22 protein-coding genes are annotated in these 21,098 nt (G+C 64.4%); 17 read left to right on the top strand and 5 right to left on the bottom strand.

The window, feature by feature from the left end; translation table 11 throughout:
* Positions 1-21: 21 nt before the first annotated feature.
* Both serS and RIF85_RS01445 read left to right on the top strand, forming a co-directional pair.
* Positions 22-1,287 carry a serine--tRNA ligase gene (serS, locus tag RIF85_RS01450; RefSeq protein WP_309070120.1) on the top strand — a complete coding sequence of 422 codons (1,266 nt, stop codon included), beginning with the start codon at positions 22-24 and terminating at the stop codon, positions 1,285-1,287.
* A gap of 197 nt (positions 1,288-1,484) precedes the next feature.
* The gene (locus RIF85_RS01445; RefSeq protein ID WP_309070119.1) at positions 1,485-2,342 is read left to right on the top strand and encodes an HAD family hydrolase; all 858 of its coding nucleotides are present in this window, start codon (positions 1,485-1,487) and stop codon (positions 2,340-2,342) included.
* On the opposite strand, the gene RIF85_RS01440 is transcribed toward RIF85_RS01445, so the two are convergent.
* From RIF85_RS01440 to RIF85_RS01420, 5 genes are all read right to left on the bottom strand, one after another.
* Entirely contained in the window at positions 2,339-2,965 is a 627-nt protein-coding gene (locus tag RIF85_RS01440; RefSeq protein ID WP_309070136.1) for a hypothetical protein, read from the bottom strand. The genes RIF85_RS01445 and RIF85_RS01440 overlap by 4 nt on opposite strands.
* A 33-nt stretch (positions 2,966-2,998) precedes the next feature.
* Positions 2,999-3,796: a hypothetical protein gene (locus tag RIF85_RS01435; RefSeq protein ID WP_309070118.1), complete on the bottom strand. Its 798-nt coding sequence runs from the start codon at positions 3,794-3,796 to the stop codon at positions 2,999-3,001.
* Complete coding sequence (locus RIF85_RS01430) at positions 3,793-4,755, bottom strand: hypothetical protein (protein WP_309070117.1); 963 nt, start codon at positions 4,753-4,755, stop codon at positions 3,793-3,795. The genes RIF85_RS01435 and RIF85_RS01430 overlap by 4 nt, the downstream gene beginning before the upstream one ends.
* A 101-nt stretch (positions 4,756-4,856) precedes the next feature.
* A complete protein-coding gene (locus tag RIF85_RS01425) occupies positions 4,857-5,351 on the bottom strand; it encodes an RDD family protein (protein WP_309070116.1) in 495 nt (164 codons plus the stop codon).
* A 71-nt stretch (positions 5,352-5,422) separates the two neighbouring features.
* Positions 5,423-5,989, bottom strand: coding sequence for an inorganic diphosphatase (locus RIF85_RS01420; RefSeq protein WP_309070135.1), 567 nt, complete (start codon positions 5,987-5,989; stop codon positions 5,423-5,425).
* Positions 5,990-6,218: 229 nt separating this feature from the next.
* Between RIF85_RS01420 and dacB the strand changes: the two genes are divergently transcribed.
* The 15 genes from dacB to lysS all read left to right on the top strand — a co-directional run bounded on the left by dacB (position 6,219) and on the right by lysS (position 21,098).
* Positions 6,219-7,646 (top strand): D-alanyl-D-alanine carboxypeptidase/D-alanyl-D-alanine-endopeptidase, encoded by a 1,428-nt coding sequence (gene dacB / locus RIF85_RS01415; protein ID WP_309070115.1) that lies wholly within the window; start codon positions 6,219-6,221, stop codon positions 7,644-7,646.
* A gap of 68 nt (positions 7,647-7,714) precedes the next feature.
* The gene (locus RIF85_RS01410; protein WP_309070114.1) at positions 7,715-8,839 is read left to right on the top strand and encodes a zinc-dependent metalloprotease; all 1,125 of its coding nucleotides are present in this window, start codon (positions 7,715-7,717) and stop codon (positions 8,837-8,839) included.
* A complete protein-coding gene (gene tilS, locus RIF85_RS01405; protein WP_309070113.1) occupies positions 8,836-9,906 on the top strand; it encodes a tRNA lysidine(34) synthetase TilS in 1,071 nt (356 codons plus the stop codon). The genes RIF85_RS01410 and tilS overlap by 4 nt, the downstream gene beginning before the upstream one ends.
* A 15-nt stretch (positions 9,907-9,921) precedes the next feature.
* On the top strand, positions 9,922-10,473 hold the full coding sequence (gene hpt / locus RIF85_RS01400; RefSeq protein WP_309070112.1) for a hypoxanthine phosphoribosyltransferase: 552 nt from the start codon (positions 9,922-9,924) through the stop codon (positions 10,471-10,473).
* 174 nt (positions 10,474-10,647) lie between these two features.
* On the top strand, positions 10,648-12,747 hold the full coding sequence (gene ftsH / locus RIF85_RS01395) for an ATP-dependent zinc metalloprotease FtsH (protein ID WP_309070111.1): 2,100 nt from the start codon (positions 10,648-10,650) through the stop codon (positions 12,745-12,747).
* A 43-nt stretch (positions 12,748-12,790) separates the two neighbouring features.
* A complete protein-coding gene (gene folE / locus RIF85_RS01390; RefSeq protein ID WP_309070110.1) occupies positions 12,791-13,408 on the top strand; it encodes a GTP cyclohydrolase I FolE in 618 nt (205 codons plus the stop codon).
* A gap of 14 nt (positions 13,409-13,422) precedes the next feature.
* Entirely contained in the window at positions 13,423-14,328 is a 906-nt protein-coding gene (folP, locus tag RIF85_RS01385) for a dihydropteroate synthase (RefSeq protein ID WP_309070109.1), read from the top strand.
* 6 nt (positions 14,329-14,334) lie between these two features.
* Complete coding sequence (gene folB, locus RIF85_RS01380) at positions 14,335-14,718, top strand: dihydroneopterin aldolase (RefSeq protein ID WP_309070108.1); 384 nt, start codon at positions 14,335-14,337, stop codon at positions 14,716-14,718.
* Positions 14,715-15,209, top strand: a complete 495-nt coding sequence (folK, locus tag RIF85_RS01375; RefSeq protein ID WP_309070107.1) for a 2-amino-4-hydroxy-6-hydroxymethyldihydropteridine diphosphokinase — start codon at positions 14,715-14,717, stop codon at positions 15,207-15,209. The genes folB and folK overlap by 4 nt, the downstream gene beginning before the upstream one ends.
* Positions 15,210-15,259: 50 nt before the next feature.
* Positions 15,260-15,709 (top strand): DUF3180 domain-containing protein, encoded by a 450-nt coding sequence (locus tag RIF85_RS01370; RefSeq protein ID WP_375164374.1) that lies wholly within the window; start codon positions 15,260-15,262, stop codon positions 15,707-15,709.
* The gene (locus tag RIF85_RS01365) at positions 15,702-16,214 is read left to right on the top strand and encodes a PH domain-containing protein (RefSeq protein WP_309070105.1); all 513 of its coding nucleotides are present in this window, start codon (positions 15,702-15,704) and stop codon (positions 16,212-16,214) included. The genes RIF85_RS01370 and RIF85_RS01365 overlap by 8 nt, the downstream gene beginning before the upstream one ends.
* Entirely contained in the window at positions 16,211-17,749 is a 1,539-nt protein-coding gene (locus tag RIF85_RS01360; RefSeq protein WP_309070104.1) for a PH domain-containing protein, read from the top strand. The genes RIF85_RS01365 and RIF85_RS01360 overlap by 4 nt, the downstream gene beginning before the upstream one ends.
* Positions 17,736-18,680, top strand: a complete 945-nt coding sequence (locus RIF85_RS01355) for a DUF2520 domain-containing protein (RefSeq protein ID WP_309070103.1) — start codon at positions 17,736-17,738, stop codon at positions 18,678-18,680. The genes RIF85_RS01360 and RIF85_RS01355 overlap by 14 nt, the downstream gene beginning before the upstream one ends.
* Complete coding sequence (panC, locus tag RIF85_RS01350) at positions 18,677-19,579, top strand: pantoate--beta-alanine ligase (protein ID WP_309070102.1); 903 nt, start codon at positions 18,677-18,679, stop codon at positions 19,577-19,579. Before RIF85_RS01355 ends, panC begins: the two co-directional genes overlap by 4 nt.
* A 64-nt stretch (positions 19,580-19,643) precedes the next feature.
* Entirely contained in the window at positions 19,644-21,098 is a 1,455-nt protein-coding gene (lysS, locus tag RIF85_RS01345) for a lysine--tRNA ligase (protein WP_309070134.1), read from the top strand.

Genomic DNA, 21,098 nt, shown 5'->3' with positions numbered 1-21,098 from the left:
GGCGTTCGGTACTCTTGGGTGGTGATCGACGTAAACGAACTCCGCGACAATCCCGAAAAGTTCCGCCTTTCGCAGCGCTCGCGAAAGGCGGATGAGTCTCTGGTGGATGCTCTGATCGCGGCAGATTCCCGCCGCCGAGAGGCAGTCACCAGCGCGGAGTCGCTTCGTGCCGAACAGAACACCTTCAGTAAGCGGGTCGCGAAGGCACAGGGCGATGAGAAGCAGGCTCTCCTCGCCGAGGTCAAGGAATTGGCAGCATCGGTGAAAGCTGCAGCCGCAGAGGCTGAAGCAGCGAAGTCGGAGGCCGAGTCCCTGCTTCGCCGGCTTCCCAACGCCATTCTCGACGGCGTGCCGGCCGGCGGCGAGGACGATTTCGTCGTCGTGAAGACGGTGGGGGAGAAGCGGGAGTTCGACTTCGAACCCCGGGACCACCTCGAGATCGGTGAGCTCATCGGCGCCATCGACATGGAACGGGGCGCCAAGGTCTCAGGCTCGCGGTTCTACTTCCTCAAAGGCGTAGGCGCGCGGCTTGAGCTCGCCCTCCTGAACATGGCCATGGACCAGGCGGTTGCAGCCGGATTCACGCCGATGATCACACCCACGCTGGTGCGTCCGGAGACGATGCAGGGCACCGGGTTCGACGTCGCCCACGACGCCGAGATCTACCGGCTGCCGGAAGATGACCTTTACCTCACCGGGACTTCCGAGGTAGCGCTGGCCGGATACCACTCGGACGAGATCCTTGACCTTTCGGCAGGACCGCTGCGCTATGCCGGTTGGTCATCCTGCTACCGCAGGGAAGCGGGATCGCACGGCAAGGACACCCGCGGGATCATCCGGGTGCATCAGTTCAACAAGGTGGAGATGTTCTCCTACACCACCGTCGAGGAGTCTCACGCGGAGCACGAGCGCATGCTCGCCTGGGAGGAGGAGATGCTCGCCAAGGTCGAGCTGCCCTATCGGGTCATCGACACCGCCGCCGGCGATCTCGGGATGTCAGCGGCCCGGAAGTTCGACTGTGAAGCGTGGGTGCCGACGCAGAATGCCTACCGCGAGTTGACGTCCACGTCCAACTGCACGAGCTTCCAGGCGCGGCGGCTGAACATCCGCGAACGAGTTCCGGGCGCGAAGTCCACGCGTGCCGTGGCGACGCTGAACGGTACGCTCGCAACCACGCGGTGGATCGTTGCCATCCTTGAGCACCACCAGAACCCGGACGGGTCGGTGACAGTGCCCGCAGCGCTGCGTCCTTACCTTGGCGGACTCGAGGTCCTGCCGGTCCTGTAGGCCGGACTCAACCCAGCTCGGCATCAATCAGTGCGGTCGGCGCCGAGATCACAGGCCATGCGCCCTCAGAGCTGTTGCCCAGCACGCTTACTCTGTTCATCGACCTGCATGCCGGCACCCCGTTCCGTAACCGCGCATTTGCCCAGTTGTGATCAAAAACCTACCCGCGATTACCGGGTTTCTGGTTCACTTTAACGATGACAACCACGTATCCAGCTGGCATCGATGACCAGCAGCAGACAACACGGAAACTCATTGCCCTCGATGTCGACGGAACCCTGGTCGATCACGAGGGACAGATGTCGGACGAAGTTCGGACATCGGCCAGCGCCGTAGTCGACGCCGGCCACGAAGTGGTGATCGCCACCGGCAGGTCTTTGGGTGCCACTCTTCCAATCATCCAGAAAATCGGACTCACCCGCGGGCATGCTGTGTGCTCGAACGGCGGCGTCACCCTGCGCATCGGGGTCGATGAGTTCGAGGACGGCTACGAAATCATCAACCGCGTAATCTTCGACCCGCGGCCGGCCCTCGTTGCCCTGAGAAAAAGTCTTCCCACCGCAAAGTTCGCCCTCGAGGACGATGAGGGACGATTCCTCTCCACCGAGCGGTTCCAGGACGCGAGCTTCGGTGCAGAAGCCGAAAGCGTCGATTTCGAACGCATGCTAAAGGCTCGCGCTGTCCGCGTGGTGGTCTTCAGCACGGACAGCACCGCCGAGGAATTCGGCGATGCCGTCGAGTCAATCGGCCTCCACGGCGTGACCTATTCAGTGGGCTGGACCGCATGGCTGGACATTGCTGCCGCTGGGGTCACCAAGGCCAGCGCCCTTGAGCTGGTTCGGCGGCGATTGGACATCGACCCCTCGGAGACGGTGGCTATCGGGGACGGCCGCAATGACATCGAGATGCTTTCATGGGCGGCGCGCGGCGTGGCCATGGGGCAGGCGCCAGAAGAGGTTCTGGCTGCCGCTTCCGAGGTGACGGCGTCGGTGTACGACGACGGCGCGGCCAAGATCCTGCGTTCTCTCGCCCGCGGGGCTCAAGAGGAGCGTTAGTAGGCCAGCGCTGCCGGCGGCAGCGCCGCCGGACCGTAGGTCAGATCGAGGAGCCGGGCGGCAGCGGGGCGCGTGGCCCACTCTTCTACCCAGTGCGACCGGATAACGGCCTTGCTCACGGCCTGGGTCGTAATACCCAGCTCGGCTGCTATCAGCTTTTGCTGCCCGCGTGCCCCGGGCGTCATGAGATCCAGCACGTTCCACTCGGCATCCGTGCGGGTATAGACAATCTGCCCGAGCAGCCGCAGGACCGCTTCTGCTTCGGCAGCGACTTCCGAGTCCGGCCCCTCGATGGCCAGCGGTATACGCTCGCCGGTTTTCTGGGCACGGTTCACAGCTCTGCGCGAGTACACCAGGCCGTAACCCTCAGCGTCGGTGATCCGTTCCGGAAGAGGCGAGTGGACTTCGCCGACCCCGATACCGACGTGCCAGCGGCGGAACCGGATTGCCTTGAGCGCTACATCGACGGCCAGCTTTGCGCTCCCGACGACGCCCTGAAGTTCGTCTCCGACGGAGCGCTGAAAGGGGATGACGGCGTCGACGAACCGGAATTCCCGCAGCAGCTCCGGAACCAGGTCGCCGACTTCGCGGGAATCGCGCTGGTTGATCGTCACCACGAACAGCATGACCTCAGTATGACTGAGTCAGGCGCGGAATCAACCGATTTGCGTTGATTCCGACGGGTCGTCCACCACCGACTGCAGCGAGGAGCGCAAGGAGGCGGGTGAGACCTCGGTAATGCTGAAGGTCACAGAGCCCTCATGCTCGGCGGCCAGAAGCGTCTTCACAGTCGAGGGAGCGGTGTACACCGTGAGGTTGGTGAACGTCTCCGCACCCCCCGATGCGCCGGTGAAAACCGTCACCGCACGGCTCTCGGCCAGCAGCGGCGCTCCTTGTGCTTCGAACTCGGACTGCGGGAGAATCACGGGCTCCCCATCGACTGACGCGCTGTTCTCCGGATCTGCCAGGACGGCAAGCCGTTCGGCGAGGCGCGAGGTGGGGTAGACAACGAAGGCGTGGATGCCGCCGTCGTTCACTTCTTCCTCCAGCACGATGTCGTCGTGGATGTAGGCAAACAGCCAGTGTCTTCCGACCTGCGACGTCCGCTGACCCGTAACGATGCGGCTGGCGGTCCGGCGGAGCGTCATGATGCCGGTAACGCGTTCGGTGGCGTTGAGCCTGGTGGGCTCGTTATAACCCTCTTCCACAACGGGAAATGCGAGCCCTTTGGACATCAGGCTGCGCAGCGCAACGGTTGCGGCCAGGTATTTCTGGTCCTCGTGCTTTTCGAGGAACGGCAGCGCAACGAATTGCTCGCGTTCGATCCCGTCGAGCGCCACGATCTCTTCATCGGTCAGGGTGGGTAGGTCTTCACTCTCCTCGAAGGAGAGAGCAAGGACCTTACGTGCACTTTCCAGGTCTCGGGTGGTCCACTCGATCGGCTGCGTGGTCACGAGAACAGTCCTCCAATTGATCCGATCGGATCCTCAACGAAATCTCCGACACCCTCTGTCACACTATCCGCCAGATCCGTCGCGCCCTCCCAGGCGTCACCCGCCAGGTCGGTAGCGCCCTCGTAGGCGTCGCCGACGAAATCGGTGGTGGCGTCCCAGGCGTTGGAGGTCCACTCGGTGATGCCGTCCCAGTTGTCGTAGACGTAATTTCCCAGAGCCCACGCTCCCGCAACAAGCCCGGCTCCGACCACGATACCGGCACCTACCGGCCCCAGCATGCCTGCGGCAAGGAGCAGGGTGCCGCCGGAAGCCACGACGCCGAGCCCACCGGCTGCGCGGTCGCCGGCTCCGCGCCAGCCCTCGTGCTCCGGATTGATCATGTCGTGAATTCCGCCGTAGATCCCGAGCGGTGCCAGGAGTGGGCCCGCGAAACGGGAGAACTTGGTGATCTTCGAGGTTTCTTCGAGGAACTCGCTCGCGAGTGAGATGTTCCGCAGGTCGGTGACGTCGAGTATCCGGGTGTTCGCCAGGAACTTCTGAATGTCGGCCAGTTTGAAGACCTTGTTGACGTCGAGTCCAAAACCGACGACCTGACCGAGGGCCTCCCAGATACTGAAGTCGTCCTCAGTGGTGACTGCCGGCGTTCCGGGCAACCCGGTTCCGTCGGGGGAGCCGCCGATGGCTCCGGAGCCGGCGTCGCTGGTGGCTTCCTGCTGACGCGCTTGTTCGAGGAGGTCCCGGGAACCGCGGTCGAGGGTGTTGGCAGCCAACATGATCGCCATTTGGTGGCTGTCCCAGGACGCCCGCAGTGATTCAGCGTCCGGTCCCAGCCAGCCCGTGTTATTGATGACGCCTACGGTGAGCGTTGATCGAATGCCGCGCAGGGTCTCGGCGGATTGCGAGAAGCGCTCGGCCAGCGATTCAAGCTGCTCGAGGTTGGCGCCAAGGGTTTCCGACATGAGGGCCTTCTGCTGAGACTAAGGGATCAGGTTCCGAACCTATCGGCAACCCGTCGCGTGCTGCCATGGGCAGAGCTCCCCATGAGCGCGGAAAGGCCGATTCAGCGGCGGCGCACATCCGCAACCACGTAGCTGCGGAAGCGGGTCTTGTTGGCGTTGATCCCAGGTGAGCCGGTCAGTGGGCTCACCACTACGCCAAGGAAAATGAAGGGCCACAACAGCGCAAGCGCAAGCATCCGCCAGGAGCTCTGAAGAGGGCCCATGGGCTTGCCGTCGCGGTAGCGGAGATTACGGACACCAGCGGCTTTTGCGCCGAGGCTGCGTGAGAAGCCGGTAACGAAACCGTAGCCGAGCGCACTCAGCGCATATCCACCGCCGAGCGCGATCGCGGCCCCAACATCCCGGGACAGGCCGGCTCCGGCCGTGACCGCCGCCAGGATGAAGAAGAGGATCACGAACAGCACCAGGACGATGAGCACATCCAGGGCGTACTTACCGACGCGTTGACCACTGGTCGCCTCGACGAAAGGCCGTCCGTCCTTGAACGTTCCTTCACGCCACGGCGGTAACGGCTTCTGCTGGGTCGACTGGCTCATGCTCCCCCTGTGATTTTCGAGAACGACGGCGGCGCGCACCGCCTGGGTGGCGCGCCGCCGTGATGGTTGGTTTAGCGGCCCTGCGGCTGCACGTCGGCATTGTCAGCGTCGGTATCCACTGAGCGGCCCTGCGGTTCGTCCTCTTCGCTGGCCTCACCGAGAGCCTCGAAGCGCTTCAGCGATGCCTCGACCTCTGCCTCGGCAGCCTCGCGGCCCTGCCAGTCAGCTGCTTCTACCCACTTGCCTGGCTCCAGGTCCTTGTACTTGCGGAAGAAGTGCTCGATTTCATCCAGCAGGAACTTCGAGACATCGCCGAGGTCCTGGATGTCATCGAAACGCGGATCGACGGGAACGCACAGCACCTTGGCGTCGCCGCCGCCGTCGTCAACCATGTTGAAGACTCCGATGGGGCGGGATTCAACCAGCACGCCCGGAATGAGGTCGAAGTCCTGCAGCAGCACCAAAGCATCCAGGGGATCGCCGTCTTCTCCGAGGGTGTTCTCGAAGTAGCCGTAATGCGTGGGGTACTGCATGGAGGTGAAAAGCACCCGGTCCAGGCGGAGACGGTGTGTTTCGTGGTCGATCTCGTACTTGACGCGAGACCCCTTGGGGATCTCGATGGTGACGTCGAGCTTCATGGCCATGTGGAACTCCTGCGGTCAGCGGGGAAGAAACGGGCAACTTCGACGGGCCGTGGCAGGGCGACGCGACGCGTCTGGAATGTGACTCAAACGTGTCAATCCAGCGTGACCCATCTACCCATGGCCCCGATCTACTGTTAAAGATATAGGCCGCCGCCGACATCATCGATTCATGACCGGAGCGCCGATTCACGCAGTTCCATGAATGTTCGGAAGGGGGGTCACAATGACGCGCAGTGCAAGGGTATTCACTGCCCTCCTGCTTGCCCTCGTTCTGGGCGCGCTCGCAGTGCCTTTCGGCCTCCATTACGGACCCCAGGTCGCTCAGCTCCTCACCGCTCCACCGGCCGACGCAGAACCGGACATTCCCGCAATCCAGCAGACCCCCCGCGACGTCACGGCCCCAACGGTCGTGGACCAGCTTGACGCCCACGCGCCGACACCCGACCCCGCGGTGCTCGCGCCCCTGCTGACGGCGGCGCTGCAGGTACCAGGCGATACGCCGGTGAGCGGCGTCGTCCTCGATGCGCAAACCGGTGACGTTCTCTTTGACCAACAAGGAAGCGAACCGCAGCTGCCGGCGTCGAACATCAAGGTCCTGACCGCCACGGCGGTGCTCGCGAAACTGGCTCCGGATCACCGCATGACCACCTCCGTACTCGCCGGAGGCACCGGCGCCGAGGGCGTTCTGGTGTTGCGCGGGGGAGGGGACGTCCTCCTCGGTTCAGGGGAATCGGACCCCGATAACGTTCGCGGCCACGCCGGTCTGGCAACGCTTGCCGAGCGCACCGCGTCGGCAGTCGGCAGCGGCGAACCCTACCGCCTCGTCCTGGACGACACGTTCTTCGTCGGCGATCCGCTGAATCCCACCTGGCAGCCCGGTGACATCGAAGCGGGCGAGATCGCGCCGGTCTATCCCCTCGCAATCAATTCCTCGTGGGCCGACGAGTCGCAGCAGTCCGGCGCCCGAAACCCGGATGCAGCGATGGCCGCCGCGACGGTGTTCCGGGAGGCGCTGATCGCCGCCGGAGTGGAGGTGGAGGAAGGCATCGAGCGGCAGCCCGCAGCTGAAAACGCCGTGGTGTTGGCGTCCGTCGAGTCGGCCACCGTCGAGGCGCAGGTGGAGCACATGTTGCTGACGTCGGATAACTACCTCGCAGAGGTGCTCGCCCGCCTCGCTGCGGACGCCAGTGGGAGGCCGGCGTCTTTCGGCGGCGGTCTGGAAACGATCGGTGAAGTCATCACCGAGCTCGAGGTTCCGACGGAAGGCATGGTGCTCGGTGACGCTGCCGGCCTTTCGCCCCGCAACCGCGTTGCGCCCCGGCAGCTGGCCGACGTGATGCGCACGTTGCTCCGCTCGGACAGCCGCGCGCTGCGGCACGTGCTCCACGGCCTCCCGGTAGCAAGCCTCTCGGGGACCCTGGCGGACCGCTACGACGACGCCGACTCTCCGGTTTTCGCCGGAGCAGGCCTGGTGCGCGCCAAGACAGGTACCCTCAACGCCGTGACTGCCCTGAGTGGCCACGTGGTGTCCGCCGACGGGCGACTGCTCGTGTTCTCTTTCATCGCCAGCGGCCTGAACGGAACCACTGATCCCGCGCGTGCAGCGGTCGATGCGGCGGCGGCGGTCCTCGCCACCTGCGGGTGCCGGTAACCAGTCCCGACCGATGGGGCGGGTGCAGACGGACGCCCCCAAGCGGCTTCCCAGACTAATGTGGTCGAATGGCCACCATGGACAGCAACGCCCCTCTTCAGCTCGTCAACTGGGATCTCGCCGCGACCACGGCAGCGAAACTTACGCCTCCGGGTCCGAAGCTGAGTGCCCGGGAGGTCCGCTCCGTCGTCGACAATCTGCGGGAGCTGGCTGATCTCTCGGTTGAGCACGTCCACCGCATCACCGGGCTGGAGGCAGCACGGGACCTTCGGGATTCGGACCTGATCATCGTGGACCGTGCATCCTGGGCCAAGGCCAACACCCAGAGCTTCAAGACGTTGATGGCACCGGCCATCAAACACCTCGCAGACACCAAGGCCGAGCAGCTGAAAGCCGCGAACGCCGCACTCGGCGGCACGGTCACGGGCGCTCAGATGGGCGCCATCCTGGCCTTCCTCTCGAGCAAGGTGCTTGGCCAGTACGATCCCTTTGTCGCCTCTGCACGCGGTCCGGGCGGTCGCCTCATGCTCGTGGCACCGAACATCGTGTCCGTGGAGCGGGAACTGAACGTCGAACCGGCTGATTTCCGGCTCTGGGTGTGCCTCCATGAGCAGACGCACCGGGTGCAGTTCGCCGCTGCTCCGTGGCTGAAAGACCACATGATGGAGCACATATCAAAGCTCACGGTCGGGCTGGCAGACAAGGCCGACACACTGGCCGAGCGCCTTGCCAACGCGCTGAAGTCGCTGCCCTCCCGCGGTCAGCAGAACAATCAGGAACAGCACGACGACGACGGCGTGCCGCCCGGCGACGGCGGTATCCTGTCCCTGCTCCAGGACCCGGAAGACAAGGCGCGCCTCTCACACCTCACCGCCGTCATGAGTTTGTTGGAAGGGCACGCCAACGTGGTGATGGACGCCGTCGACTCCAGCATCGTGCCCACAGTCAAGACCATTCGCCGCCGGTTCAATGCCCGCGGGAAGACCAGGGGACCGGTGGAGAAGTTCATTCGCCGCCTCCTGGGCCTGGATGCCAAGATGCGCCAGTACAGCGACGGTGCCCGCTTTGTCCGCGCGGTGGTTGACGCAGCCGGCATGGAAGGCTTCAACAGGGTCTGGGAGCGGGCGGAGAACCTTCCCACGGAGAAGGAGATCCACGCCCCCACAGAGTGGATCCGCCGGATGGGGCTGTGACCCGGCGCCCACGACTCAGCCCTACGGTTGGCACGGCGAGGAATCTCATCCGTGCTGCGCTTGACGAAGCACGGATCGCCCTGGGATCCCGCATCCTGGTGGCCTGCAGCGGCGGCACGGATTCGCTGGCGCTGGCGGCCACTGCCGCCTACTTCGAGCACAGCGGGCAGTACCGGGTAGGTGCCGTCGTCGTCGATCATGGGCTGCAGCCGGACAGTGCTGACGTCGCAGAATCGGCACGGACTCAACTCGCCGGACTGGGCCTCGACGGGGTGGAGGTGCGTCGGGTCCGGGTGGCCACTACCGGGATGGGTCCCGAGGCGGCAGCCAGGACAGCACGCTACGAAGCCCTTGACGCAGCTGTAGAACAGCAGGGAGCCGCGGCCGTCCTGCTCGGCCACACGCTCGACGACCAGGCGGAGCAGGTACTGCTCGGCCTGGCGCGCGGCTCCGGGACGCGTTCGCTCAGCGGGATGCCGGCCCGGCGGGGAGTCTATCTGCGACCGTTCCTTGGCCTGCGGCGCATGGAGACAGAAGAAATCTGCCGGTTCATGGGGCTGATGCCGTGGCATGACCCCACCAACACCGATCCCGCACTGACCCGCTCACGCGTACGCACGCAGGTGCTGCCATATCTGGAGGACGCGCTCGGTCCCGGCATCGCCGAATCGCTCTACCGCACGTCCCGCATCCTCGCCCAGGACGCCGCCTATCTGGACGAACTCGCCGCGTCGGAGTATGAACGGCTCAGAAAGCCGGCGGTCAGCGCGGAGGCTGACAACACAGAGCACGACGACGGTGCGCAGCTCTTGCTGTCCGAGGACGCCCTGCGTGCCCTGCCGCCTGCGATCCGGCAGCGGGTCTTGGCGCTCGCCGTCGTCGAACTGGGCGGCGTGCAACCGAGTTTCGAGCGGCTGCTGGCCGCCGAAAACCTGCTGCGGCGCACCGGTTCGGCGGGTCCGGTGCAGCTCGGCGGGAAGGTGAGCGCCTACCGTCAGGTGAGGGGTTCCCGGGTTCCCCAAGGGGACCCAAGCTATGGCAGTCTTGTCCTTAGAAAAAACCTCTAAATCCGGGAGCAATTGGTGGATTCAAACGACGTTCAGTCGGACCTCAAGCACGTTCTCTACACCAAGGAAGAGATTCAGCAACGCGTGCAGGAGCTGGCCGCGGAGATTGACCGCGATTACTCCGACCGGGACGTGCTCATCGTCGGTGTGCTGAAGGGCGCCGTAATGATCATGGCGGACCTCGCCCGCGCCATGCACTCCCACATCACCATGGACTGGATGGCGGTGTCCTCCTATGGCTCCGGAACCCAGTCCTCGGGCGTCGTACGGATCCTCAAGGACCTCGAGACGGACCTGATGGGCAAGCATGTCCTGATCGTCGAGGACATCATCGACTCCGGGCTTACGCTTTCCTGGCTCAAGGCGAACCTGCTCTCGCGTGGGCCCGCCTCGGTGGAAATCTGCACCCTGCTGCGCAAGCCGGATGCTGCGAAGGTCGCCATCGACGTGAAGTACGTCGGCTACGACATCCCCAACGAGTTCGTGGTCGGGTACGGACTGGACTTCGCGGAGAAGTACCGCAACCTGGACTTCATCGGTACGCTTGCGCCCCACGTCTACGAGTAAAACGGCGGTCCTGTACGCCCAGAGGGAACTTTCCGCCCTGCATGCGCGTGGATTCTGCAGGGAATGTAAAGCTGGTAGCACGTTGGGTGCACCTCACTGGGGATGCGCAGCGTGACAACCGGGCGCCATCGTGGCCGTTAAGCAGGAGGGACAGGGCACTCAGCCCTGAGTTGAATGAAATTCAAGAACATTTTCAAAGGACCGATCTTTTGGATCGTGCTGGCTGTCGCTGCACTCCTGGTCATCCTGCCTTCCGTGTTCAACACCAGCGGCGCCCGCGTCGACACCAATGTCGGCCTGGAACTCCTTTCCAGCAATGAAGTGGAGCAGGCCAAGATTTACGACGGCGAACAGCGCGTCGACCTCACCCTGCGCGATGAGTATGAAGACCTCGGCCGGAACATCTCCTTCTTCTTCAGCGCTGCCCGTGCTGAAGATGTGGTCGACGCCATCAACAGCTCCGAGGTTGACGGCTTCACCGACCAGCCTGTCGAGAACAACTGGTTCACCAGCATCCTCGGACTGATCCTGCCCATTCTGATCCTTGGTGTGATCTTCTGGTTCCTGCTCAGCAGGATGCAGGGCGGTGGCTCCAAGGTGATGCAGTTCGGCAAGTCAAAGGCCAAGCTCATCAATAAGGACATGCCGCAGGTGACGTTCAACGACGTAGCCGGTGCCGACGAGGCGGTCGAAGAACTTCACGAGATCAAGGAATTCCTGCAGGAGCCTGCAAAGTTCCAGGCCCTCGGCGCAAAGATTCCCAAAGGCGTCCTTCTGTACGGCCCTCCGGGAACCGGTAAGACCCTTCTTGCCCGCGCGGTTGCCGGTGAGGCAGGAGTGCCTTTCTATTCGATTTCCGGTTCGGACTTCGTGGAGATGTTCGTCGGCGTCGGTGCCTCCCGTGTCCGTGACCTGTTCGAGCAGGCCAAGTCGAACGCTCCCGCGATCATCTTCGTGGACGAGATCGACGCCGTCGGCCGCCACCGCGGTGCGGGCGTGGGCGGCGGCAATGACGAACGCGAGCAGACCCTGAACCAGCTCCTGGTCGAGATGGACGGATTCGACGCGACCACCAACGTCATCCTTATCGCGGCGACCAACCGCCCCGACGTGCTTGACCCGGCGCTGCTGCGACCGGGCCGGTTCGACCGGCAGATCGGCGTCGAGGCTCCGGACATGGGCGGGCGCCACCGCATCCTGCAGGTTCATTCAAAGGGTAAGCCGATGGCGCCCGGCGTCGACCTTCAGTCCGTCGCGAAGAAGACACCCGGCTTCACCGGTGCCGACCTTGCGAACGTGTTGAACGAGGCCGCCCTGCTCACAGCGCGGTCCAACGCCCAGCTCATCGATGACCGTGCTCTTGACGAGGCTATTGACCGGGTGATTGCCGGACCGCAGAAGCGCAGCCGCGTCATGAAGGAGCTGGAGCGGAAGATCACGGCCTACCACGAGGGCGGTCACGCGCTTGTTGCTGCCGCCCTGCGCAACACGGATCCGGTCACCAAGGTGACCATCCTGCCCCGCGGTCGCGCGCTCGGCTACACCATGGTGCTGCCCGCCGATGACAAGTACTCGATCACGCGAAACGAGCTGCTCGACCAGCTGGCGTACGCCATGGGCGGCCGCGTGGCCGAGGAGATCGTCTTCCACGATCCCTCAACCGGTGCTTCCAATGACATCGAGAAGGCTACGGCGACGGCCCGGAAAATGGTCACGCAGTACGGCATGAGCGAGCGCATCGGTGCCGTGAAGCTCGGGCAGGGCGGCGGCGAGCCGTTCCTGGGCCGCGACATGAGCCACGAGCGCAACTACTCCGATCACATCGCCTACATCGTCGACGAAGAGGTGCGCCGCCTCGTCGACAATGCTCACGACGAGGCGTACGCGATCCTCACCGAGAACCGTGACGTCCTGGACCGGCTGGCTCTCGAACTGCTTGAACGGGAGACGCTGAATCAGGCAGAAATCGCAGAGGTCTTCGCCGACATCCGCAAGCGGGACGCACGCAGCATCTGGCTGTCGAAGGACAGTCGGCCCGTGCATTCGCTGCCCCCGGTGGTCACCCCCCGCGAGCGTGAGGAAGCCGAGGCTGCCGGCGAACCGGATCCGGAGAGCGTGTCACCGCAGGACCAAATCGCCGACGCAAACCTCCCGGCTGACTTCGACGTCACCGGTGATGGGCTGCCGGAACCCGAAACCGAACCGCAGGACAAGGGCGGAACAACCGGAAATACCGGTGCCGACCGCCCACAGGGGCCCGGTCAAGCCTCGTAACGACTAGCGGGACGGCCACACGGGCCGGGATAGGATTCTTGGCGTGACCGATTTTGACGATGAGATGGTTGATGCCGCGCTGGCGGCCAGTGGTTCCACGGTAGATCAGCCGAGAATCGAGCGAGCGGTCCGTGAGATCCTTGCGGCGATCGGTGAGGATCCGCTTCGGGATGGACTGCTGGACACCCCGAAGCGGGTGGCCCGGGCTTACGCCGAGTTTTTCGCCGGTATCCATCAGGACCCGAAAGACATCCTGTCGACAACCTTCGACATCGATCACGAAGAACTTGTCCTGGTCAAGGACATCCCGTTCTACTCGACCTGCGAGCATCACCTAGTACCATTCCACGGGTCAGCCCACATCGGGTACATCCCCTCTGATGACGGCAAGGTCACCGGTCTGAGCAAGCTGGCGCGACTGGTGGAAATCTTCGCGAGGCGGCCGCAGGTTCAGGAACGCCTCACCACGCAGATCGTTGATGCGCTGATGGAGTACCTGCAACCAAAGGGCGCCATAGTAGTCATCGAGTGCGAGCACATGTGCATGTCAATGCGGGGGATCCGCAAGCCAGGAGCAAAAACGGTCACCTCGGCGGTGCGTGGGCAGGTGCGGGACGCCGCCACACGGGCCGAGGCCATGAGCCTGATACTCGGAAGATAGGACACAGCAACTTCATGGATTCACTCGCGGCAGCTCCAGGAACCGGACCGGCAACTTCGCCCATTCCAGTCCTGCGTCCGACCCGGGTCCGCAAGTCCTTCGCGGATCTGCCTACCGATCGGTCGCTGGTGATGGGGATTCTCAATGTCACCCCCGATTCCTTCAGTGACGGAGGCAAGTTCGCGACAGCGGATGACGCCATTGCAGAGGGTCTCCGCATGCACTACGCGGGAGCCGACATCGTGGACGTTGGTGGGGAATCCACCCGTCCGAACGCTGATCGCATCTCGGCCGAAGACGAACAGAAGCGCATCATCCCTGTCATCTCAACCCTCGTGAAGGCCGGCGCGCTCGTCAGCGTCGACACTATGAACGCGTCCACCGCAGCGAAGGCAATCGAGGCCGGCGCGGCCATCATCAACGACGTCTCCGGGCTGGAATTCGATCCGGAGATGCCCGACCTCGTGGCCGAACGCGGTGTCCACTACGTCCTGATGCACCAGCGCGGCAACCCGCAGACCATGGCGACATTCGCCAACTACGACGACGTCGTTGACGACGTGATTACAGAGCTCACCAACATCCGGGAGAAGTTCTACGCCGCCGGAGTATCGCAGGAGCAGATCATCGTCGATCCCGGAATCGGCTTCGCCAAGAACGACAGCCACAACTGGGCGCTGCTGGGTTCGCTGGAACGGTTGGAAGTCCTCGGCCATCGCATCCTCGTCGGCGCCTCCCGCAAGCGCTTCCTCGGCTCGCTGCTCAGTTCGGCGGGCAAAGCGGCCCCTCCGTCGGAACGCGACAGCGCCAGCATTGCGGTCACCGCCCTCGCTGCCGCCCACGGCGCATGGTGCGTCCGCGTGCACGACGTCGCGGCGAACCTGGATGCGGTCAAGGTCGCCGCAGCCTGGACCAGGTAGGCGGCTATGGCGCCCAGCCTGCCCGCGCGGCAGGACACAATCACCCTGACGGGTATCACCGCCGTCGGCCATCATGGCGTTTTCGAGCATGAGCGGCGCGATGGGCAGCCCTTCGTTGTCGACGTCGTACTTCATCTTGACCTGCGGCCCGCGGGGCAGAGCGATGACCTCACCAAAACCGCTCATTACGGGGAGCTGGCCGAGCAGATCGTGGAGCTCATCACCGGCGAGCCGCTCGATTTGATCGAGTCTCTTGCAGAGCGCATCGCTTCCTCCGTTCTGGCAACCTTCGCCGTGGAAGCCGTTGAAGTCACCGTTCACAAGCCGAAGGCACCCATCGAGGTTCCGTTCGGGGACGTTGCGGTCTCGATCTATCGGGAGCGCACATGAGCGGTACGGTGCGGGCAATACTCGCGCTGGGCAGCAACCTCGGGGAAAGCCGGGACACCCTCTCCCTCGCCGTTGCTGACCTTGTCGATTCCCCGAACGTCCGGTTGCGGGAAGTCTCGCCGATCGTGCAGACCAAAGCGGTCGGCGGTCCGGAGCAGCCCGACTACCTCAACATGGTGGTCGAGATCGAAACCGATCTCGGGCCATATGAACTGCTCGACCACTGCCAGGCAGTGGAAAACAAACACCACCGGGTGCGAATCGTACGGTGGGGTCCCAGGACGCTCGACGTGGACATCATCACCTACGGTGACCTCGTGCTGGAAGATGAGAGGCTGACGCTGCCGCATCCCCGGGCGGCTGAGCGGGCGTTCGTCCTGCAACCCTGGGCGTGGATGGACGGAACCGCAACCCTTTCCGGGCGGCCTGTCACCGAGTTGGCGGAACAGGCGGAGGACCTCCCCGGGCTCATACCGTTCGAGGGGGCCTGAACAAACCAGTGGGATCAATCCGAATAGGTTGGCTTTTTCTTATCGGCCTCGTGTTCGGCGCCGCGGGGTGGCTGATCAACTGGTGGGCCACCAGGAACGGCTATCCCACGCCGTCGCTTCCGCTCAGCTCCCTCCTCACAATCGCCGCAGTCGTCGCCGTGACGCTGGTGTTCGGGTTCAGGGTGAGGCGTTGGCGCTCGGGCAACCGCAACCGGGTACTGAACCCGATTCTGGCGGCCCGCACGGTGGTGCTGGCCCAGGCAACCGCCTATGCGGGAGCGCTGACCACGGGATGGCACGTCGGCATCCTCGCAGACCAGCTGATCCTGGTAGGCGTGCGAAGCAACCTCGGTCCGGTGTGGGGTTCGCTGGCGTTGATCGCCGGTGGCATAGTCATGATCGGAACAGGATTGATCGTAGAGAGTTTCTGCAAGCTGCCCCCGGATGACGAGGCCGGATCAGGCACGTCCCGGGAGAGCGGCGAGGGGGAGTATGCGTAGGGAACCGATAGATCCGGCGGGCATTGAATGGACGCGGGTGTCGCCGAAGTATCTGAAGGTGCGCCTCGCGGGGTGGGCAATCGGCAGCTTCATTTTCCTGGCTATTTTCTCAGTGCCGCTCATCCTGTTGCTGACCGGTGTCCTCCCGCGGCTTCCGTTGCTGCTCGCATGGCTGCTGCCTGCCGTCGTCGTCATCTTTGCCGCCTGGCGCGGACTCCTGCTGCCGAGGCAGGTGCGGGCCATCGGTTACGCCGAGCGCAACGAGGATCTGTTGATCCGCAGCGGAATCTTCTTCCAGCGCACCATGGTCGTTCCCTACGGCCGCATGCAGTACGTGGATGTCGCGGTCGGGCCGATCGAACGCGCCCTCGGGCTGTGCACCCTCAAGCTGCACACCGCATCCCCGGGCACCAACGCTGAGATCCCCGGGCTTCCTTCAAGCGAGGGAGCACGTCTGCGCGAGCAGCTCTCAGCACGCGGTGAAGCGAAACTGGCTGGACTGTGAGCAACGCAGAACCCGACCCGGCAATCTTGTCCGGCTCGCCGGATGAATGGAAGCGGGTGCACATCATCTCGCCGCTGGTGCGCGGCTGGATCGCCATCGCGGCGCTCATCTTTTTCGGGGGAAGGGACTGGTTCGAGGGACTCCTGATCGGGGAACCGAGGGGGTTCCGGGGAGAATCGGTCGACAACCTGGCCATTGCTGTTGCAATCGGGGCCGGCGTTGTACTGCTGATCGCTGCGGGTTTCTTCCTCTCCTGGTTCTACACCCGGTATCAGGTCACCGAGGAACATGTGAGGGTCAATTCCGGCGTCATCTTCCGCCAGCACCGGCAGGCGCGCCTGGACAGGGTCCAGGCCATCGACGTCGTCCAGCCCTTTCTCGCGCGGGTTTTCGGGCTCGCGGAGCTGAAGTTCGATGTGGCCGACGCCGGCGAATCGGCAGTGCGGCTCTCCTTCCTCAGATTGGGTGAGGCCGAGAAACTCCGCGCCACGATCCTTGCCCGTGCGGCAGGAATTGTCGTGGACCCCGAGCATCCGCAGGACATTCCCGAAGCGCCGGAACGGGAGGTGCTCGCCCTCACGCCGGCGCGGGTCATCGGGTCGGCGGTCCTCTCGGGCAATACGGTGGCGGTGTTGCTCGGACTGGTCGGCGTGGTGGTCTTCGCCGTTGTGCTTGATACGGGCGCACTGCTTGCAGCTCTCGTACCCATCCTCATCGGTGTCGTTGGCGGCTACTGGAACGTCCTGAACACCGGCTTCAACTTCCGGGCGGCCATCTCGCCGGACGGGATCCGGATCCGCTACGGTCTCCTCGACACGCGGACCCAAACCGTGCCGCCCGGGCGTGTGCAGGCGGTAGGCGTGGTGCAATCACCGCTATGGCGCCTCAAGGGCTGGTACAAGGTCACCGTGAACGTCGCCGGATATGGTGCTTCCGTCAGTGGCGAGGCGCAGGCACGGGCAACGCTCCTGCCAGTGGGAACGCTCGACGAGGTCCTCCAGGTGATGGCGCTTGTGCTCCCCGATCCCGGAACGGGTTCTCCGGTTGAGGTCTTTTCCGCCGGTCTCGCCGGACGGGATTCCGACGCCGGTTTCATCACCACTCCCAAGCGGGCCCGCCTGATTGCCCCGCTGGCCTGGCGGCGAAATGGTGTGGCCGTGACGGACACCGCGTTGTTGGCCCGGTCCGGCGCCTGGTGGCGGCAGCTCGCCGTCGTACCTCATGAACGGACCCAGTCGCTGGCACTGCACCAGGGACCGCTGGCACGCAGGTTCGGCGTCGCTGACCTCATCTTCCACACCACGCCGGGACCGGTAGCTCCCCGTGTGCAGCAGATCGCCGCGGAGGATGCCTGGCGACTCTTCCATGAGCAGGCCTCCCGGGCCGCGGAGGCCCGCAGGCGCAGTGTCCCGGAGCAGTGGATGCGGCCGGTGCCGGCCGAGGAGATCGCCGCAGAACCGAACGTTCCACCCGAAACTCCCGTCATGCCTCCGCCGCCGACCTACCAGGAGGGTCCAGCACATGAGCGTTCCTGAATTTCCGGGCCGTCCCGATTCCCGCTCGCAGAAGCCGCGCCGGAAGCCAGGCCGCCTTGGGGTCGGGGTCATCGGCGCAGGCCGGGTGGGAGCAGTACTGGGGGCTGCTCTCCGCGCGGCTGAGCACGCCGTCGTCGGCGTTTCGGCAGTTTCGGAAGCCAGCCGCGAGCGGGCGGAGAACCTGCTTCCCGGCGTCCCGGTGCTTGAGATTCCAGCGATCGTGGAGCGCGCTGAACTCGTTTTACTGGCAGTGCCCGACGACGCCCTCCCGGAACTCGTTTCCGGCCTCGCCGCGGTCGGTGCCTGGCAGCCGGGGCAGCTCGTCGCTCACACCTCCGGCCGGTTCGGCACGGCCGTCCTCGAATCTGCGCGCGCCCTGGGCGCCATCCCGCTCGCCCTCCATCCGGCGATGACTTTCACCGGTATGAGCCTGGACCTCACACGGTTGCCTGACTGCACGTTCGGCGTCACGGCACCGGCCGCGATACTCCCGGTGGCGCAGGCGCTCGTGGTCGAGATGGGAGCAGAGCCTGTGGTCATCGAGGAGGAGGACCGGGTTGTGTACCACGCTGCGCTGGCGCACGCCTCGAACCACCTGGTAACCCTCGCCGCGCAGTCCACCCAGTTGCTCACGAGCATAGGAGTGGAGCGGCCGGACCGGCTCCTCGGACCCCTGATGCGGGCCTCGCTCGAGAACGCCCTCGCCGGCGGTGAGGGTGCGCTGACCGGACCTGTCGCGCGCGGTGACGCCGGAACGGTCGCAGCCCACGCGGCAGCCCTCACAGACGTGCCGGAAGACATCCATCTCGCATACATCAGGCTCGCCGAGGTGACCGCCCGCCGCGCGGTTGATCGAGGCCTGCTCAGCGCCGACCAGGCACGGGCGATCACCGACGCCCTCACATCGTCCTGGCAGAAAGGAACCGAATGAGCCCACGAATCATCTCCACCGCAGCCGAACTCCGTGCGGCGACCATCGAGTTGCTGACGTCCGGCGGCCGCAGCCTTGGACTCGTTCCCACCATGGGCGCCCTGCATGAGGGTCACGCGGCGCTTGCCCGCGCCGCGCGGGAAGAGAACGACGTCGTTGTGGCCACCATTTTCGTGAACCCGCTGCAGTTCGGTGATCCGAACGACCTTGACCGCTACCCGCGGACGCTTGAAGCCGATGCCGAACTTTTGGGAGACTGCGGGGTTGACCTGATCTTCGCTCCATCACCGGAAGAGATGTATCCCGGCGGCCAGCCGCTGGTCCGGCTGTCTGCCGGTCTGCTCGGTGAGAGATTCGAGGGCGAGTTCCGGCCGGGACATTTCGACGGCATGCTGACTGTTGTCGCCAAATTGCTGCATCTGGCATGGCCCGCGGCTGATGTCCGATATCGAGCGTATTTCGGGCAGAAGGATGCCCAGCAGCTAGCCCTGATCCGCAGGATGGCACGTGACCTCAACTTCGCCGCGGAGATCCGGGCGGTCCCTACCGTCCGCTCCGCAGAAGGGCTGGCGCTCTCAAGCCGTAACCGGTTCCTGAGTACGGCAGAATCAGAGGCCGCCCTCGTCCTGTCTCGCGCGTTGCGGCTCCTGGCCGAGCGAGCCTCCCGGTGTGAGCCGCTCGACCTGGACTCCGCCGTCGCGCTGGTTGAAAGCCAGCCACTGGTGAAGCTGGAATATTTCGAGGTGGTGGATCCGGAAACACTGGAGCCGCTCGCCTTCAACTGCCGGGACACGCCCTTCACAGGTGACGGACTGGCACTTATCGCCGCCCGCGTAGGGAGTGTTCGGCTCATCGACAACCAGCCGCTCGCGGCTGATCCGGTGGGCGTCCAGAGCTGAACCGGTAACCTTGGATATCGTGACCACTGAGCCAATCCTCTCCGCCGAAGAATTCAATGAGCAGATGCGCATCCGCATGGAGAAGCGTGCCCGACTGCTGGAGCGCGGTGATGAGCCGTATCCCGTCAAGCCGGAGCGGAGTTCGTCGCTGGCTGAGATCCGCGAACGCTTCGCTGACCTGGAAGCCGGTGAGTCGACGGGGGAGAACGTCAGCGTCGTCGGGCGTGTGGTCTTCCTGCGCAACACGGGAAAGCTCTGCTTCGCAACCCTGCAGGAGGGTGACGGTACCCGTCTGCAGGCCATGTTGAGCCTTGCCGCTGTGGGTGAGGAAGCGCTCGCAGACTGGAAAGCGACCGTCGACCTGGGCGACCATGTGCAGGTCACCGGCGAGGTCATCAGCTCACGGCGCGGTGAACTCTCCGTCATGGCTTCCGGCTGGATGATGGCGTCCAAGGCCCTGCGCCCACTGCCGACACTGCACGCAGGCGTCAATGAGGAGACCCGGGTCCGCCAGCGCTACGTCGACCTGCTGGTGCGGGAGGAAGCGCGGCAGATGGTCCGGACGCGCGCGATGATCACGCGCAGTATCCGGGAGACCCTGCATCAGCGTGAATACATCGAAGTTGAAACCCCTATTCTGCAGCTCGTCCATGGAGGGGCGGCGGCGCGTCCATTCGAGACGCACGTCAACGCTTTTGACCAGAAGATGACTCTGCGCATCGCGCTGGAGCTCTATCTCAAGCGCGCCGTCGTCGGTGGAATCGACCGAGTCTACGAAATTGGCCGGATTTTCCGCAATGAGGGTGTTGATTCGACGCACAGCCCTGAATTCACGATGCTCGAGTGCTACGAGGCTTATGCCGACCAGTTCGTCATGGCCGAGCGAATGAAGGAGATCATCCTCAATTGCGCGGATCTCCTTGGCTCGAGGCAGATCGAGACTCCGGCCGGCACCATTGATCTCGACGGTGAATGGCGCTGGTTGGGCGTTTATCCCGGACTCTCGGAAGCCGTCGGCCGGGAGATCACGCCCCAAACCCCGAAGCAAACGCTCCTCGCGGTCGCAGCCGAACGGGAAATTTCGGTGGATCCCGCGTGGGGCGAGGAAAAACTCGTCCTCGAACTTTTCAGTGAAATTGTCGAACCCACTTTGTTGCAGCCGACGTTCGTTTACGATTACCCGCCCTCTGCCCAGCCGTTGGCCCGCCCTCACCGGGATCAGCCTCAGTTGATCGAAGCCTGGGACCTGATTATCGGAGGGATGGAAAGGGGAACCGCGTTCTCCGAGCTCATTGACCCGGTGATCCAGCGCGAGCGCCTCACCGAGCAGTCGCTGCGCGCGGCTGCCGGGGACGAGGAAGCCATGCAACTGGACGAGGACTTCCTTCGTGCACTCGAATACGGAGCCCCGCCGATGGGTGGAATCGGCCTGGGAATCGATCGACTCGTCATGCTTTTCACTTCCGCCGGTATCCGGGAAACGATCCTATTCCCGCTGCTGAAGCCGGAGCTTGGTTAA

Origin of the sequence: Arthrobacter sp., assembly GCF_031179385.1 — a bacterium.
In the GTDB taxonomy this organism is placed as follows: domain Bacteria; phylum Actinomycetota; class Actinomycetes; order Actinomycetales; family Micrococcaceae; genus Arthrobacter_D.
This window is presented reverse-complemented; position numbering and strand designations above follow the sequence as displayed.